This window comes from Oceaniferula marina (genome assembly GCF_013391475.1).
GTDB lineage: Bacteria > Verrucomicrobiota > Verrucomicrobiia > Verrucomicrobiales > Akkermansiaceae > Oceaniferula > Oceaniferula marina.
In genome coordinates this window covers 827,702-845,555 of the sequence record NZ_JACBAZ010000002.1, presented here as the reverse complement: position 1 = coordinate 845,555, position 17,854 = coordinate 827,702, and the positions used below count along the sequence as shown (strand labels likewise).

The following is a 17,854-nucleotide window of genomic DNA, read 5'->3' as shown; positions in this document are numbered from 1 at the left end:
ATGAATGATGATGCACCATAATTTCAGCTATTCTTTGTCCTCAGCTTCCTCTTGCTTTTTCTCAGGCGCCGCCTTTTTTCTCGACTGCTTGGCCTCGTTTGCATCGGCATACGATTGCACCACACGGTTGCTTAAAAACGAGTCTGCATCCTGCACAGCATCCACGCCAAGGGTAAATTCATCCACTCCTGTGTTTCCTTGAATCAGCTTTAATCCAAACTGATAGTCTTTGAACCGCTGCTGACAAAGCTGTAAAACGCTCCGTCCCTTGTCTGCAGCCTCGGTCCCCAACAATGTGACCGCTCCCTCTTCAAAGCTCAGGCGAATGCCGTGCTTTTCGTAAAAATCACGAGCATACAAATCCACTTCCTCTTTAACCTTGGCGACGTCGATCCGCATGCCCTTTTCACGGCAGGCTTCCAACACCACATCAGGGGTATCGATCAGATCCCCATTAATTTTCAATTCACTAACCGCGGTCCCGGGAAGCTCAAATTTAAAATCGCGCAACAAACTCTCACAGACCGTCATCAAGGCCCGGGCTCCGGTGTTTTCCTTCTCAGCGCGCTCAGCAATCCGCTCAATCGCGGAGTCCTCAAATGTGGCCTGGATCCCATAAGCCGCGAATTCACGCTCATACTGGCGCAGCAAGCTCCCCTCGGAATGCTTCATGATGTTCACAAAGTCTTTGGCTTCCAGCTTTTCACACACCACCCGCACCGGCAGTCGGCCGATAAATTCAGCCTCAAAACCAAAATCAATAAAATCCTGGGTATTCACCTGACCAAACAATCCCTCATCCAGAGGGTGGTCCACGACATCGGCGCCAAAACCAATCTGCCCGGTGCGAAGACGCTTTTTGACCACCTTTTCCAAACCGGAAAAAGCGCCACTAACAATAAACAAAATATGGCGCGTATTGATCGTATCCTTCCCCTGATCCTTGCCATTCTGAAAATCCATCATCGCCATCATCTGCCCCTTCATATCATTCGGGTTGCGAGCAGCCACCTCGGTTTCCTCCATCAGTTTAAGCAAGGTGGTCTGAACTCCGCGCCCACTGACATCACGCCCCATCGAACGGCCACCGCCACTGGCAAGCTTGTCAATTTCATCGATGTAAATGATCCCATACTCCGCCAACTCTATGTCCCCGTCGGCTTTCTGCACCAGTTCCCTAACCAGGTCATCGACATCACCACCCACATACCCGGTTTCCGAGAATTTGGTCGCGTCCGCCTTGACAAAAGGCACGCCGATCATCTCGGCAATATGTTTTACCAGATAGGTTTTACCCACCCCGGTAGGACCGACCACAATCACATTTTGTTTTTGATACTCGATGCTGTCGGGAATTTTCCCATGTTCCTGCTCTTGCCCCCGCATGAACTTCGCATGGTTATAGTGATCGCAGACCGCAATCGACAGAGCCTTCTTTGCCTCATCCTGACGAATCACAAAGCGATCCAAATGCGCTTTGATATCGCGGGGCCGGTAATTAAAGTCAAAAAGAGCATCCGCATCCCGAACCTGAAACCCGGAATCCTCGTCGGCCGGCTCCTTGCTTTCTTCCTCCCCACCATCAAAGGCTGGAAAGGGCATGCTCACACCGCCACCTAACTTGCCGAACATATTTTGCAGCATTTTTTGCAGTTCGTCAGCATCCGGAAGATCCTTGTCCTTTTTATCACTCATGCGCGCGGAGTATCCACCAGCTCCCATAGCCACGCAACAGAAACTTCTACCAATCCATGGCCAATTTTTCATTCTATTCTCAAAATCCTCCGGCAATCCGCGTGAATATCTTAAATTCAGCATTGCACAGTCAGAAAATCAGACTAAAAAAGCAGTCCAGATTTATTATTTCTGAAAGAACATGAGCACTGAGCGGTACGAAATTAAGGGTAAAATCGGAGAAGGCGGAGTTGGAGCGGTTTACCACGCCTATGATACTCATCTCAACCGTGATGTGGCCATCAAACGGGTCTTGGCCGACGGTGGCTATGAAGATCAGGAAGACGCCACCAAAAGTCTGCTGAAAGAGGCCACGGCCCTTTCATCAGTCCAGCACCCACACATCGTCACCGTTTACGACGCCGGCATCGACTCTGACGGCCCCTACGTTGTCATGGAGCTGATCCACGGCCGCACCCTCGACGAAATGGTCGAACGCGCCACCATGACCTGGGACGACCTACGCGAAGTGGCCCTGCAAAGCCAGGAAGCCTTGATCGCAGCCCAGGATCTCGACCTGGTCCACCGGGACTTGAAACCCAGTAACATTATGGTCTGCTGGTTACCCTCCGGTAAATTCCAAATCAAAATCGTGGACTTTGGTCTGGCAAAGTTCTCCGCGGCCCCCTCTCTTCAGACGATTGCTCATGGCGACGCGGTGTTTGGTTCGATTTTCTTCATGGCTCCCGAGCAGTTCGAGCGGATCCCGCTGGACAAGTGCACCGACATGTATTCGATGGGTTGCCTCTACTACTTTGCCCTCACCGGCGAATACCCATTCAATGGAGACACGGCCGCAGCCGTCATGGCCAGCCACCTCCAGCATCACGTCACCCCCCTTCACGAACTCCGCCCCGACATCCCCAAATGGGGAGCCGACTGGATTATGTGGCACATCGAGCGTGAAATGAGCGCCCGTCCGCAGGATGCCCGCGAAGCCCTCGGACGCTTCCTACTCCTCGACCAACAGTCGACCCAACCGATCACTGTTTCCGCCGACAACCCGGATGCAGCACCCGCTGGAGCCCCAGCCGCTGGAGCTCCCAAGCTCCTTTTCCCCGAAGCCGGCACAGCAGCCCAACCAACCGCTGCCACCTCACCCGTCACCCCTCAAACCTCAACCCAAGCGGTCAATCCACTGACATCACAGCAACCGATTGCTCCACCCAACGCAACCCAGAACGTCCACACCGCAGCCCAACAGGTGCAACCCGCCGCTCAGCCGGCAACCGGACCACAACTTCAAGCAGCCCAACCCATCACCGGTGGACAAACCGCCCAACCAGGAACGGCTCCCCAGGTCGCCCAACTCGGCACCGGACCACAACCTCCGCAAGCGGGAACCGCCGCACAGGCGGGTATGCCACCACAGGCACAGGAAGCACAAGCCGCGGAAGGCATCGTCGTGGAAGCACCTAAAAAAGGGCTTCCCCCCGTCGCCAAATGGACAATCATCGGTCTACTCGCACTGGTCATCATCGTCACCGGCGTGGTCATCAAAGATCAGCTCGACAAACGCAAGGCCGCCAAGCTCTACACCAATGCCATGGCCGACGCCAAGGAGCTCTATGACAACGGCAAACTCCAGGATGGCTTCAAGCTTGACCAGAAAACCCTGCAAATCATCCTCGACCGGGCAACAGACATTACGTTCGCTGAAAAAGAGCGCACCACCCAGCGTGCGGCTCTCGCCTACGCTGTCGGAGACAGCTTTGACGCCGATGCCATCATCGTCGAACACATCACGACCGTCAGAACCGATCCCGGCCTGCGCTCCGATCTGTTCAAATACGTCATGACCCGACGCAAAAAGCCATCCAACATCAAGCCGTTGCTCGACTTTGCGCTCGAAACCAAACACCCGAACGAGGCCACCCAGGCCATTCTCGCCGCCAAATCCTCCTGCGAGGGCCCCAGTGCTGAAGACTACCTTGGCGATTTCCTCTCTTTGTTGAAAAACACCGACAACGATGGTATTCGCAGCGCCACTGAAAGTGCAGTTGCCAAAATCATCGAAGAGTCCTCAAGCAAAGAAAAATTCGGCAACATCATCAATAACTCCTACATCTCTACATTGGACGACACCCCGGCAAAGTATGCCTTGCTGAGACTGCTCGCCTTTGCCGGAGGAGAGAAAGCTGGATCAACCGTTGAAAAAGCGCTCAATTCTGACGATCTCGCGATGCAAAACGCAGCGATCGCCGCACTCGGCAAATGGGCAGATGACTCCCAGTTCGAAATACTCACCACCTTCATTGATGAAACCGACAGCACGGACTTACGCAAAAAAGCCTTCACCAGTGCCTACCGCTTCCTGACCATGGATCGCGACCGCGACCCTGATGACCTGGGCGACCTCTGGCGTTCTCTCGCCGACACCGCCACCTCATCCAAGGAAAAAGTCCGCATTATTCAGGGGCTCGCAAATCAAAACCAGAACTGGGCACTCGTCATCCTCGATAAATACATTAAAGACAGCAACGACGAAGTCATCGACAAGGCAGAACAAGCCAAAGAACGCGTCGAACGCAATATCGACAAAACGAAGTAATTCATCCGGCTAACATTTTTCATTTGACCTACAGGCCATCCCTCGGAGTATAATCCGAGGCGTTGGCCTTTTTTTGTGCAACACTCATGCACTAGACATCATAGCCAAACTTCAGAGCTCAAAGCTGCGACTCGAACCTCCCACCACCCAACCAAGGCTTGAAGAGCTCGCATGCATCCATGTTTTCCTTCCCAGCCTTTCCAGCCTTTCCAGCCTTTCCTTTACCCCCGTATCACCCATCACTCTGCACATGCCATGAAAGCCACATGCCACCTTCGTCACGCACTCCTTCTGAGTCTCTCCCTCAGCGCCACGAGCCCCCTATTCTTATCCTGCGGAGAAAAAAACACCTTCGCCCCTCCCCCGCCTACCCCGGTCGGTGTGCAAACGCCTATCGTGCGTGACCAGATGACCTACTTCGAGTTCCCCGGACATCTCGAAGCACTGCAAACGGTCGAACTCAGAGCCAGAGTCAAAGGCATCCTCAACACCGTCAGCCCGGATTTCAAACCCGGTCATCGCATCAAGGAAGGCACCGTCGTCTTTGGCATCGATGATATCCCCTACCAGGCCGCCTTGAAAGCAGCCGAAGGCAACCTCGCCAAAGCCAAAGCCGATCTCGATATTGCAGAAATCACCCTGCAGCGACGCCAAACGGCCGCCGAAGCCATTTCAAAGATCCAAATTGACGCCGCCAAAGCTGACGTCGACGCCGCCAATGCCTTGGTTAAATCTGCCGAAGCCTCCGTGATTGATGCCAAGGAAACCCTCAGTTGGTGCAAAATCACCGCTCCAATCTCAGGACGTATTTCCGAACTCGAGGTCGATCAATTCAACCTGGTAGGCAACAATGAAGCCACCCTGCTCAGCACCATTGTCCAAGATGACACCCTGCGGGTCTACTTTGATATCAACGAACGAATGGCCCTGCTCTACCTGAAAGACCGTAAAGCCATGCAGGCCAATCAACCGGGATCGACCCAGGTAACCCTGACACTCGCAAACGGAACCCCGTATGAACATCCGGCCACCATTGATTATGCTGACAACAAACTGGACGCCGACACCGGAACCATCCGGATCCGGGCCATTGTTCCCAATCCCGAGGAAAAACTTGCCGACGGGCTTTTTGTTAAAGTCAAAGTCCCCAGCCCGGCCTCCAGTAAAGATTCCGTCCTCATCCCCGCAATCGCCATCCAGCAAGACCTCGGTGGACACTTCGCCCTCATCGTGGACAAAGACAATAAAGTGGTTCGCAAAAACCTGACTCTCGGCGATAGCGTGAATCGACTCCGCATCATCAAAGAAGGACTGACCGGTAAGGAAAAAGTCATTGTCCAGGGGCTTCAGCGCGTTCGTGAAGGCATCGTCGTCGACCCTAGTCCGATGCCCCCGGCAGAACCTGAAAAGGAACAGAATACCAAGGCCGCTTCTGACAAGCCCAAAGCTGAGGATGCTAATGCCAAAGCTGCAGGAACCGAAAAAGCTCCGAACAACTAACCCCCTGCCACCATCATGTTCAGTGAGTTTTTCATTCGCCGGCCGGTCTTTGCAACGGTCATCTCCATCGTCATCATCGTGGTCGGTCTGGTAAGCATGCTTGCCCTGCCGATTGCGCGCTATCCAGACATCGCCCCACCAACCATCTCCATCACCGCCACCTACCCGGGTGCGGACGCCGCCACCGTATCCGACACCGTGGCAGCCCCCATCGAAACCGAAGTCAACGGCGTGGAAAACATGCTTTATATGTCGTCGGTCTGCGGCAACGACGGTATGATGGTCCTCACCGTCACCTTCCAGCCGGGAACCGACCTCGACACAGCCAATGTGCTCGTCCAAAACCGGGTGACCCTGGCGGAAGCCCGCCTGCCCGAAGAGGTCAAGCGCCGTGGCGTCACCGTGCGGAAAAAGTCCTCGGACATTGCCATTTTCGCCGCCATCACCTCACCAAAGGATCCTGAAACCGGCAAAAGCAAGTATGATGCCGCTTTCCTCTCCAACTACGCCTATCAACAACTGCGGGACGAAATCGCCCGGGTCGACGGTGTGGGTGACGTCCGCGTGTTCGGCGTCGGTCAAACCTCGATGCGACTCTGGCTCGATGTCGATAAACTCACCATCCGGGGACTGACGCCCTCGGATATCGTCGCTGCTGCACGTGGGCAGAATATGCAGGTCGCGGCCGGAAGAATCGGAGCTCCGCCGGCAACAACCGGGACCGACCTCGAGTACATTGTCACCACTCCGGGACGACTACTCACTGAAGAAGAGTTTGGCAATATTGTGCTCAAATCCACCTCGGACAAACGCCTCATCCGGATTAAGGACGTCGCTCGTATCGAAGAGGGCTCGGAGAGTTACAACTTCAGTTCGACGGTCAACAATGAGGCCTCGGCCGCTCTTGCCATTTACCAGATCCCTGGGACCAATGTCATGGATGTGGCCAATGGGGTGAAGCAACGCTTCGAGCAACTCTCGGCAAACTTCCCCTCCGGGGTTGAGTATCGGGTCATTTACGATTCCACGGATGTGGTTTCGGCCTCGATCAAAGAGGTGGTTGTCACTCTGTTTGTAACCCTGCTACTAGTGGTGCTGACCGTCTACATTTTCCTCCAAAACATGCGGGCGACCATTATTCCATCGGTCACCATCCCGGTCTCTCTGGTCGGCACCTTTGCCGTGCTTCTGGCGATGGGCTTCTCGATCAACCAATTCACCCTCTTCGGCTTGGTGCTCGTCATTGGTATCGTGGTCGATGACGCCATTGTGGTGGTGGAAAACGTGATCCGCCATATCCACGAAGGTAAATCTCCGCAGGAAGCGGCAATCGTTTCGATGCGTGAGGTTTCCGGTCCGGTCATTGCCACCACCCTGGTTCTGTTGGCGGTTTTTGTGCCCACCGTTTTCATTCCCGGTATCACTGGCACCTTGTTCAAACAATTTGCCATCACCATTTCCATCGCCACCGTCTTCAGCTCGATTAACGCCCTGACCCTCAGCCCGGCGCTCTGCTCGATCCTACTGAAGAAAAACACCAAACAGCCGGGCAAACTCTTTGCTTTCTTCAACCGAGGTGTCGAAACCTCCACCAATATCACCGCCCAGGCCGTACAAACAGCCATCCGGCGATCGTTGATCGGAGCTGCCGTGTTCTCGGGCATCGTGGCTCTTGCGGTGATGGGGTTCGGCAATATGCCCACCAGTTTCGTGCCCCAGGAAGACGAGGGATACTGCGTGGTCAATATTCAGCTTCCAGATGGCGCCTCATTGCAGCGCACCGATGAAGTCCTCGCCGAAGCCACCAAGCAAATCCTCGAAATTGAGGGGGTTGAAAACGTTCTGGGTGTCGGCGGTTACTCCATGATTGACGGGGCCTCAGCACCCAACTCGGGCATGATGTTTGTCGTCTTCAAAGATTGGGAGGAACGTCCTGTGCCAGAGCAACACCAGAATTCAATCATCGGCCAAATGAACCAGCGGCTGTCCGGCATTGGCGAAGCCATCGCCTTTGCCTTCCCCATGCCTTCGCTACCAGGATTGGGAACCTCCGCGGGCTTCACTTACATGCTCCAAGACCGGCAGGGAGCCGGAGTAGCGTCCCTGCAACAGTCCGCCATTCAGGTCATCACCGATGGCAACTCCCAAACCGGCCTGCAGAAAGTCAACACCACCTACCGAGCCACCGCTCCGCAGCTCAACATCGACATCGACCGTGAACAGGTCAACAAACGGGGAGTCAAACTCAGCGATGTCTATGACACCCTGACCATCGCCCTCGGCTCTTCATATATCAACGATTACACCAAGTTCGGCCGGGTCTTCCGGGTCACAGCCCAAGCAGACACGAACTTCCGCATGGAACCTGAGGACATCAAAAACCTCAAAGTCCGAGGGGCCAATAATGCCATGATCCCCATCGGAACCTTTGCCTCGGTTGAAGAAGTTCTGGGGCCACAGACGATCACCCGATTCAACCTGTATCCCGCGATCAAGATTAATGGTGAAGCCGCCCCTGGTTTCAGCTCCGGTGAAGCACTGAAAATCATGGAAGACCTCTCCGATAAGAGCCTTCCCACCACCATGGGCTACTCCTGGACCGACCTCTCATTCCAGGAGCGCAATATCAACCCACTCGCCATGGCCGGCATCTTCGGCTTCTCCATCCTGATGGTTTACCTCGTACTGGCAGCCCAATACGAAAGCTGGAGTATCCCGATCGCGGTCTGTCTCTCGGTCCCCACCGCCTTGCTCGGTGCCGTGATTGGTCTGAATGCCCGAGACATGACCAATAACATCTACACCCAGGTTGGTATCGTCTTGCTCATCGGCTTGGCCACAAAAAGTGCCATTCTGATTGTTGAATTTGCCATGCAGCAAAGGCAATCCGGCATGAGTACAATGGAAGCTGCGATCAGTGCGGTTAAAATCCGATTTCGTGCCGTTTTGATGACCGCCTTTTCCTTTATCCTTGGCGTTCTCCCCCTCTTGATTGCATCCGGAGCCGGGGCCGAAAGCCGCAAAGTTCTCGGAACCACGGTGTGTTTTGGACTTCTGGTTGCCACCATCGTCAGCCTGGTTGCCGTGCCGATGATCTATGCCATGATTCAATCAATCAGCGATAAAATCTCGGGTAAAAAAGAAAAAGCATAAGCTTAAACGCATGTAGAGTGACCACAGCCACCCTCGGAGTTTAAACGAGCCCGAGGGTGTCGACCCCTGTAAAAACCTAGGGTTTTCGATATTTGGGAGCCATTTGTTTTTTTCGAAAAATTGAATTTTTCGATTGCCACTCCGCCAGCGAGTGTTCACTATCCAAACACGATGAAAAAAGCACTTACGATCGCAGCAGCAATTCTCTGTACAGCATCCGGCGTGATGGCTGATATTCAGGCATCCCCTGGATCCACCTACACCTCTACCCGTAAGCTGGGTCGCGCCCTGAGCAACATTATCTATGGAGTCGTTGAGATCCCTGAACAAGTCGTCCGTAAAAACGAAGAACACGGCCGCAAAGCTGCATCCACCTATGGTGTAGCCGATGGCACACGCCGCGCCTTCAAGCGTCTTGGCTATGGTTTCTACGAACTGTTCACTTTCCACTGCCCAACCTACCACGGAACCTTCAAACCACCATACGAGCGTTGTGGTGAAGATCACCGTATCGAGATGAACCCAAGTGACGGACTCTCTGAGTTCCCACCATCTCTGGGAGCTGAGGCATTTATCTATTCACGTGTGCAGAAGTTTTAATCTTCTAGCTCGTCGATAGAACGATTCATTAATCATTTCAACCCGCCCTGATCACTCAGTGGCGGGTTTTTTTATTTGTTGGGTTGATTATTCACCGGATCAACGCCACATAGAGGTGGCCACTGGGAATGAACCCGCCGTCGAGGCATGCCCACCATCCCAGAGTGCCTGATATTGCCCCCTGCCAGTATTTTTTACCGACCAGCTATGAAACGCAAATACCTCAGACTGGTTCGGCGCGCTTACCGCTATCTCAGACACCCCCACATTCGCAACCGACCGTGGCTGTTGGCCCTGACCAAACCGCTCTACAACCGGGAGCTCTGGCACCCGTGCCGCTACACCGTAGCCGGGGGACTATCGATTGGCCTTTTTTGCGCGATGCTCCCCATCCCCTTCCAAATGTTGCTGGCCGCCATCTGGGGGATGAAAGCTAAAATAAACATCCCGATCGCCATGGGAACCTGCTGGGTATCCAACCCGTTCACCCACCCACCCTTGATTGTAGTGCAAATCACGTTTGGTCACTGGATTCGGCAATTTGTCGATATTCCAATGCCGTTTGACAAAGCAATGCAGATCAAATTCCTCAACCTCAATATCACGGGAAATCCGGCCGACTTCTTTGTTGGATGTCTCGCCATGGCGGTAACGCTCAGTCTGCTGGTCTACCCAATCGTCTATGGCATCTCTGCTTTTTTACCGAACCGCGGGAGGCGTCTGAAAGCGATCAAGCAACGCCGCAAAAAATCCGTTTAGCAAGAGCTGAGGCTGCTCACTGGCGCACAATATTCAATCGGTAAAAACGGGGCGCGGCGGATCAGCCTCGCCAGCCCTGCCGACACCTTCACCAGCAACAAGACCGCACCACGCCGGTCCTCCAACGGCAGCCGAACCCCGGCGTGAATGTAGCCGGTCGCACTCAAAGGACCATTGGTAAACAAGCGAACCAAGCGATACTCATAGCAGCCCCCAAGCTGCACCTCAGTATCTTCAAAGCTCAAATCCGAGGTTCCTAATACCAAGTAGTAAACAGACGGGACGATAGCCGAGATGAATGAGTTCTTTGGCAAGGCGCGACGAAGGAATGGTGCGGGCACCATGACTAAGGAGAAACAAAGCCAAAGGAGTCATTCATCCGGAACTCTCATGGATCACGCAGTGCTTTTCCAAATACCTCAACAACGATCAATCGTCTCGTCTGTTTTGCGGAGTGGTATAAAGTAGCCTATTCAGCTCCCCAGGCTTTCCCGGCCACTCGCCGATAGAGTTTTTGATGGGAAAGGACATAAGCCTGACTGGTCGGGGCACTCCATTCCAAACGAATTTGCGCAGGCGATTCCTGAACCGTAGCCGTCAACAACACCGTTTTGTCCTGATTCGACAAGGCCCACAGAGCCGGGGACAGGCACAAAAGCCACCCCGTCACCATCACACACACACTGGCAATCCCCCTCATCACGAGAGGAACCATAAAACATTCATGCCGAATGGCAAGCCGGTCAATTCATCGAATTGGGCCTGGAAGAGGAATCACGCATCACTTGCGTCTTCGCTCTTGGAAGCATCCGCTTGAAGCACTTCAGGCTTGGGCTCTGCCGGTTTTGTATCAGCCGGTTTAGACTTGGCAGACTTAGAATTGGCAGGCTTATCCTCGACCTGCTGAGCTACGTCTTTGACTCTTGCCGGGGTCTTCACCGCGGATTTTTTATCCGCTTTGGCTTTCGTCGGCTCATCCTTGTCCGGCTTGGCTGGCACTTGTTGCTTAGGTGTTTGTTCTTCCTTCTCCTTGGCTACTTTTGCCACCTTCTTTTTCTCCGGACTGCGGACCTGCTTCGCCTGTCTCGGCTTGTCCTGACCGCGCCGCAGCTGAATGGACTCTTCACGGGTATAGATTTCAGCGACCCGAAGGCTACGGCGAGCCAACTCGCGAGCATCCTTGTCTCCAATCAAAACCAGTCCCTCTTCGTTCACCTCACCTACAAAAATTTTCCAAGCGCGTTTTGCGACCAAATCCGAATCAATTTCGGTTTTTTGTTCATCCTGTGGCTCTTGTTGACGGCCGCGGTTTCTGCCGCGCCCTCTCCGTTGCTGCCCCTGGTTTTGATCCGATGCTGTATCTGACCCGCCATCATTTGAAGGCGATGTGTCGCGCGCCTCAACGTCCTTGTCGGACTTGGAGCCTTTTTGGGTGGCTTTTTTAGCGACCCGGACATTTTTTTTCATCGGGCGGCTTTGCTTTTTCGCAGGCCCGCCGTCGCCACCCTCGAGTGGGAGAGATTCCTGCTCGACCACTTTGTTTTCAGTGGCAGAGGGAGCAGAGGATACCTCATCGGCAGCCTGCTCCTTCTTTTTAGTTTTTTTCACGCCCTTACCTTTCTCACCAGACGTCTTGGGGGCGGATTTTTTACTGGGAGATTTTTCAGGGGCTGCAGACTCATCAGCTGCAGGTTCGGGCGTAGTAGATTCTTCGGGCATAAAATAGATTGGGTGTGCACCCAACTACCTAGCAGCAAGGGCGATGTAAAGAGGAATGCGTCACAGAAGGGAAACTTGCTCTCCTACTTCCAGTTCACAATGTCGTCTGCGCGCTCTTTTTTGGTGTCGTTTCCAGGCCCGCCTTTACCATCAGGACCCAGGGACCATAAATCGAAGTCACTTGGCGGATTCATCATATCCACATCAGCTCCGGAAGGATCATGGCGATAAAAAATCTCCTGTCGCTGACTATTATCATCCGGATCCATCCAGGCATCGACAATCACGTAGGTGCTACCATTTTTACGCACATTGTATTCCTTGGTTCTTGCCTTCTTGGCAGTATAAGGAAGCGGAGAGGTCAACGTATCCACATACACGGTGGATCCCTCATCGGGTTCTCCGTCCGGTTCGTAGCCACTGCGCACCCTGACCTGCTGGCTACCCGAGTCAAACTCAAGCTCTCCATCACCATACAAAGCGATATACACCTGCTCAGAGCTGTCTGACAACCCATCACCCTGTGGGAAAAAGCCGTTGTCAGCGCGGTACTGCTCCAACCCGGCTCCAAGGCTTTGCATAAATACCTCGGTCCGTGAAATTTCGGCTTTTTTCTGGGCATAATTCAATCCCCCGACCGTCATGGCCGCCAAGACCATGATAATGGCAATCACAGTGATCACCTCAATCAAGGTAAATCCTGACGAACAACAAACGGTTTGAGATTGAGTCCTTTTCATAACATTGATTTTACAGGCTTCTGATACGAGCTTGGGCTCACGCGCGAAACGCGGCCCATGGGGCGTCAGCCAGACTAGCCTGCCTGACTGTCCACGCCTTGGATCATCTTAATCAGAGGTAAGAACAATGCAAATACAATCGTTCCCACGACCAATGCCAGGAACACGATCATGATCGGCTCAAGCACGGAAGTAAAAGCGGTCACAGCGGTATCAACCTCGTCATCATAGACATCGGCAATCTTGAGCAACATTTCAGGCAACTGACCGGTTTCTTCACCCACATCGACCATACTGATCACCATGGCAGGGAAGATCTTACTCGATTGCAAGGGGGCCACGATGGACTCACCCTCTTTGACCGCTTCATGCACCTTATCGATGGCATTGGCCACCATCACGTTACCAGCCGTGTCACGGGTAATCGTCAAAGCTTGCAGAATCGGGACACCGGAAGTGACCAACGTTCCCAATGTCCGGGCAAACCGAGAAATGGAACTCTTCCGGGTCAGGTCGCCCAAAACCGGAATTTTCAGTTTAAAGGCATCCACGGCAGCGCGTCCACCCTTGGTGTTCGACCACGCTTTGAACATCACCCAAAGACCGGCAAGAACGAGGAAAATCCACACCACATTCGGCAAACCAGCCGTTGAACTCATCATTTTTTCCGATGAGTTAAACACCACTCGGGAAAGCGTCGGCAGTTCACCACCTTGGTCGGCAAACATCTCCTTAAACTTCGGCACGATGAACAACATCAGGAAGATCAAAATGGCGACGGCAATGAACAAAACAATCACCGGATAAACCATGGCTGAAACAATCTTATTCTTCAGCTTGTCCGCCTTTTCCATGTACTCGGCCAAACGAGTAAGAACAACTTCCAGAACACCACCAAGCTCACCAGCCTTGACCATGTTGACAAAGAGCTTGTTAAAGATTCTCGGGTGCTGGGCCAAACTCTCCGAGAACGTTGCACCGGTTTGCACCGAGTCCGCCAAGGAATTCACCGTGCTACGCAACACTGGGTTGGGCTCCTGCTTACCAAGCACCGTCAACCCACGTAACAAGGGAAGACCGGAGTCAATCAATGTCGCCAATTGTCGAGTGAAAATCATCAACGCCTTCGGTTTAATCTTTCCGCCCGATTTAGCAGACTTCACTCGCTTTTTTCCGCGGGTCTTACTTTTTGCCTTACCCGTGGTCAACGAGCCCTTACCCTCTTCAACTACCTGGGTGGGATACAGCCCCTGGGACCGCAGCTGCTGGATTGCGTCAGCCTCACTTCCAGCAGATACACTGCCGGTCGTCTGCTCACCCTTGGCGTCGAGCGCGATGTATTGGAAATTAGCCATATTGTTTGTGATGTTTAGAAATAAGATTAAAAAGACTGCTCAGAATATCGAGCTTAGAATTCAAGTTTTTGACTTAGGTGTATTTGAGAACTTCCTCAATGGTGGTGTTCCCTTCGTAAATATTTCTCAAGCCATCTTCACGCAAGGTTTGCATACCCAACTCGATCGCTTTCTGTTTCAGCACCACAGTAGGTGCCCGGTCCGTGATCAAGTCGCGCAATGAATCTGTCACATCGAGCAATTCGAACAGGCCTCGCCGTCCCTTATACCCGCTTTGGTCACAGACATCACAGCCCCGTCCGGTATAAAACTCCTTATCGCCAAGCTCGTGTGAAGTCACACCCAGCTGAGTGAGCAAGGCCTCATTCGGCTCATACGCGGCACGACATTCTTTACAGATCGTCCGCAACAAGCGCTGGGCCAGTATCCCTTCAAGAGATGCCGCCACCAAAAACGGTTCGGTCCCCATGTCGATGAGTCGCGTCACCGCACCCGGAGCATCGTTGGTGTGTAAGGTCGACAGCACAAGGTGTCCCGTCAACGACGCCTGGATCGCAATCTGAGCCGTATCCAAATCGCGAATCTCACCGACCAGAATCCGGTCGGGGTCCTGTCGCAGAAATGCCCGCAGGATACGTGAAAAAGTCATCCCGATCGCATCGTTCACCGGAACCTGGATAATCCCGTCAACGTCATATTCCACCGGATCCTCAGCAGTCAACAGCTTCGAATCAATCGTGTTGATCTCCTTGAGCGCCGCATACAGCGTGGTCGTCTTACCGGCACCGGTCGGACCAGTGCAGATGAAAATTCCGTTGGGTTTGCGAACCGTCTCATTGATATAATCAAACACATTGGGAGGCATCCCCAACATGTCCAGGTTCAGATTCACGTTACTACGGTCCAGAACCCGCAACACAATACTCTCGCCGTGCTGGGTCGGCAGCGTGGAAACACGCATGTCCACCTGCTTTTCACCAACATGCTTCACAATTCGCCCATCCTGAGGAACACGCTTCTCAGCGATGTTCATATTCGACATCACCTTCACGCGTGAAAGGATCGGCAACGCCAAATGCGCTGGAGGTGGAGCCATTTCATACAGCGCTCCATCCACCCGATAGCGAATTTTAAAATCATTTTCGAATGGCTCAAAGTGAATGTCGGATGCCCCTTCGTTGATCGCCTGATACAAAACCAGATCCACATAGCGGATAATCGGTGCCGAATTGGCCTCAGCTTCGACATCCTGAGCACTTTGGTCCGCGTGTGGGTTTACTCCCAGCTCAAGCTGTCCGAGCACATCATCCATCGCCTGCCCCTGGCCGCCATAGGCTTCATCCAGCTTTTTCTCAACAATGTGATCGGGGGCAATCGCTAAAAACACCTCCCGCCCCAAGGCAAAGCGCAGATCCTCAATCACTTGCGGGTTCAAGGGATCAACCAAACAAACAGTCAATCCCTCGTTGTCCACATTAACAGGCAAGGCCCCATGTAACCGGGCCATCCCAGAAGGGACCAGAGCCAGCAATTCCTCGGGAGGATCGTAGCTCGCCAAATCAACCATATTGACGCCAAGCTCGTTGGCAATGATCGGCCAGATATCATCTTTTTCCTGAATGACTTCGTAGTCGGCCAGAATCTCGGCAATCTCCTTGCCGCTGTTCTCGATCTCCTGAATGATGTCAGCTGCAAGATATTGATCAATCAAACTACGATTGATAAAAATATCGATAAGTTGTGAATTATCCATGAAAGGTGTGTAAGCTTATAATTATTGAAACGTCGGCGCTGGTCTCAGATCAATCACTGTCTGACATCGTGACCCGCATCACCTCCGATGCAGAAGTACTCCCCGCCAACACCTTGCGAATACCGTCTTCGCGCAAGGTCCGCATACCGAGTTCCCTGGCCCTACGACGCAATTGCGGCGAAGTGAGCTCCTGGTTGATCAAGTGCCGGACTTCATCATCAATTTTGAACATCTCAAAGATGCCCATACGTCCTTTGTAACCCATCTCGCGACAGGCTTCACAGCCTTGGGGTCCCCTGATGTCACTTTCCGCCACCTGTCGGGCATCCAGTTTCAAAGTCCGCATTTCGCGGTCCGACAAAATAGCCGATGTCTTACACTTCGGACACAGTTTGCGCACCAGTCGCTGGGCAATAATCGCACGCACCGCGGAGGCGACGAGGAAACGCTTCACTCCGATGTCCGCCAATCGGGCAACGGCGCCCGGGGCATCATTCGTATGCAAGGTGGAAAACACAAGGTGACCGGTCAACGCCGCCTGAATGGCAATACCGGCGGTCTCCGCATCTCGAATCTCACCAAGCATGATCACGTTTGGTGCCTGACGCATCATGGCTCGCAAGGCGGCAGCAAAAGTCATTCCAATGTCCGTCTTCACCATCACTTGGTTAATACCGGGAAGCTCATACTCCACCGGATCCTCCACCGTGATGATCTTACGGTCCGATGTATTGATCGTATTCAAACATCCGTATAGAGTCGTGGTTTTCCCCGAACCCGTCGGCCCGGTCACCAGAATAATACCATCAGGCAAACGAATCAGTTTCTCAAATGTCGCCTGATCATCAGAAAAGAACCCGAGCTCAGGCAATCCAAGCATCAGTGATGTTTTATCCAAAATCCGCATCACGATGCTTTCACCGTGGTTACTTGGAACCGATGAAACACGAAGATCAACCTCTTTGCCAGCCACCCGGATCTGAATCCGACCGTCCTGGGGAAGACGCTTCTCCGCAATGCTCATGGTTCCGCTCATCACCTTGATCCGAGCAATGATCGCAGGGTGCAGCTTTTTGGGATGATTATCGATTTCCACCAACTTCCCGTCGACTCGATAACGAACCCGCAAAGTAGTCTCCATCGGTTCAATATGGATATCACTGGCGCGCATTTTAAACGACTCCAGCAACATCGATGAAACCATTTTAATGATCGGCGCATCATCCGCCGTCACTTCCTCCTCCCCCTCGGAACCAACCACCGTAAAGCTTTCATTGGCAGCATCGTCGGAAACCTCGCCCCCGTAATTCTGGTGAATCACCTGCGAAATCGCAGATAACGTGGCCACTACCGGGTTGATTTCACGCCCGAGCACATGAGGCAAGGTATCCAGCACTTCAAAATCAAGCGGATCAGCAACAGCAATCGTCAAATAAACACCGTCGTCCTGAACCGGAACGGCGCGAAAACGCTTGGCGACATCCTCCGGAACTTTCTCAAAGACATCAGGTGGAATCGGCCAGTGCGCCAGGTCAATATACTCCATGCTCGAGCTCTGGGCACATACTTGGGCAACCTGATCTTCCGAAACACGGTTGTCTCCAATGAGGCGTTCCACAACGCTCTCTCTGCCTCTTAACTGACCACGGATGGCATCAATCTCCTCGGCCGTCACCAACTGGGCTTCGGTCAGGAGTTCGAGAAGGTAATCTTCGTTAGAATACACAATAAAATCTTCGCTTAGGTGGTGGGTTTTTAAATCGTTCAAACAACAACTTCCGAACGCAATACCCGGAAGCCATCAATGACACACTGGTCAAACCACCACCCTCCGTCAAGCAGACTTGTCCGAAATTTCACATTCATCGGCTGGTGAAATTCAATGTAATGACAAGCGGATTCGTTCAACACTTGTCACGGTAATTACTATGCCAATCATGATCCCCGATCAGCAGCCCGGGCAAAACAGCCATCTCTTTTGAATATCCAT

Annotated in this window: 13 protein-coding genes; 5 read left to right on the top strand and 8 right to left on the bottom strand. The window is 53.0% G+C overall.

The window, feature by feature from the left end; genetic code table 11:
* Positions 1-27: 27 nt before the first annotated feature.
* Positions 28-1,695 (bottom strand): AAA family ATPase, encoded by a 1,668-nt coding sequence (locus tag HW115_RS07810; protein ID WP_178932024.1) that lies wholly within the window; start codon positions 1,693-1,695, stop codon positions 28-30.
* Between the two features lie 181 nt (positions 1,696-1,876).
* Between HW115_RS07810 and HW115_RS07805 the strand changes: the two genes are divergently transcribed.
* The 5 genes from HW115_RS07805 (at position 1,877) to HW115_RS07785 (ending at position 10,297) form a co-directional block, all read left to right on the top strand.
* Positions 1,877-4,285 carry a serine/threonine protein kinase gene (locus HW115_RS07805; RefSeq protein WP_178932023.1) on the top strand — a complete coding sequence of 803 codons (2,409 nt, stop codon included), beginning with the start codon at positions 1,877-1,879 and terminating at the stop codon, positions 4,283-4,285.
* A gap of 255 nt (positions 4,286-4,540) precedes the next feature.
* Positions 4,541-5,785 carry an efflux RND transporter periplasmic adaptor subunit gene (locus tag HW115_RS07800; protein WP_178932022.1) on the top strand — a complete coding sequence of 415 codons (1,245 nt, stop codon included), beginning with the start codon at positions 4,541-4,543 and terminating at the stop codon, positions 5,783-5,785.
* Between the two features lie 15 nt (positions 5,786-5,800).
* Positions 5,801-8,938 (top strand): efflux RND transporter permease subunit, encoded by a 3,138-nt coding sequence (locus HW115_RS07795; RefSeq protein ID WP_178932021.1) that lies wholly within the window; start codon positions 5,801-5,803, stop codon positions 8,936-8,938.
* A 171-nt stretch (positions 8,939-9,109) separates the two neighbouring features.
* Complete coding sequence (locus HW115_RS07790) at positions 9,110-9,538, top strand: exosortase system-associated protein, TIGR04073 family (protein WP_178932020.1); 429 nt, start codon at positions 9,110-9,112, stop codon at positions 9,536-9,538.
* Between the two features lie 207 nt (positions 9,539-9,745).
* On the top strand, positions 9,746-10,297 hold the full coding sequence (locus HW115_RS07785) for a DUF2062 domain-containing protein (RefSeq protein ID WP_178932019.1): 552 nt from the start codon (positions 9,746-9,748) through the stop codon (positions 10,295-10,297).
* On the opposite strand, the gene HW115_RS07780 is transcribed toward HW115_RS07785, so the two are convergent.
* The 7 genes from HW115_RS07780 to HW115_RS07750 all read right to left on the bottom strand — a co-directional run bounded on the left by HW115_RS07780 (position 10,294) and on the right by HW115_RS07750 (position 17,590).
* Positions 10,294-10,641 (bottom strand): hypothetical protein, encoded by a 348-nt coding sequence (locus HW115_RS07780; protein WP_178932018.1) that lies wholly within the window; start codon positions 10,639-10,641, stop codon positions 10,294-10,296. The two genes, HW115_RS07785 and HW115_RS07780, sit on opposite strands and share 4 nt — an antisense overlap.
* Before the next feature lie 125 nt (positions 10,642-10,766).
* Positions 10,767-11,012 carry a hypothetical protein gene (locus tag HW115_RS07775; RefSeq protein ID WP_178932017.1) on the bottom strand — a complete coding sequence of 82 codons (246 nt, stop codon included), beginning with the start codon at positions 11,010-11,012 and terminating at the stop codon, positions 10,767-10,769.
* A 59-nt stretch (positions 11,013-11,071) separates the two neighbouring features.
* Positions 11,072-12,016, bottom strand: coding sequence for a hypothetical protein (locus tag HW115_RS07770; RefSeq protein WP_178932016.1), 945 nt, complete (start codon positions 12,014-12,016; stop codon positions 11,072-11,074).
* Positions 12,017-12,099: 83 nt separating this feature from the next.
* Positions 12,100-12,756 (bottom strand): prepilin-type N-terminal cleavage/methylation domain-containing protein, encoded by a 657-nt coding sequence (locus HW115_RS07765; protein ID WP_178932015.1) that lies wholly within the window; start codon positions 12,754-12,756, stop codon positions 12,100-12,102.
* 74 nt (positions 12,757-12,830) lie between these two features.
* The gene (locus HW115_RS07760; protein WP_178932014.1) at positions 12,831-14,111 is read right to left on the bottom strand and encodes a type II secretion system F family protein; all 1,281 of its coding nucleotides are present in this window, start codon (positions 14,109-14,111) and stop codon (positions 12,831-12,833) included.
* A gap of 73 nt (positions 14,112-14,184) precedes the next feature.
* Positions 14,185-15,864, bottom strand: a complete 1,680-nt coding sequence (locus tag HW115_RS07755) for a GspE/PulE family protein (RefSeq protein WP_178932013.1) — start codon at positions 15,862-15,864, stop codon at positions 14,185-14,187.
* A 49-nt stretch (positions 15,865-15,913) separates the two neighbouring features.
* Positions 15,914-17,590, bottom strand: coding sequence for a GspE/PulE family protein (locus tag HW115_RS07750; RefSeq protein ID WP_178932012.1), 1,677 nt, complete (start codon positions 17,588-17,590; stop codon positions 15,914-15,916).
* Between the last annotated feature and the right edge of the window lie 264 nt (positions 17,591-17,854).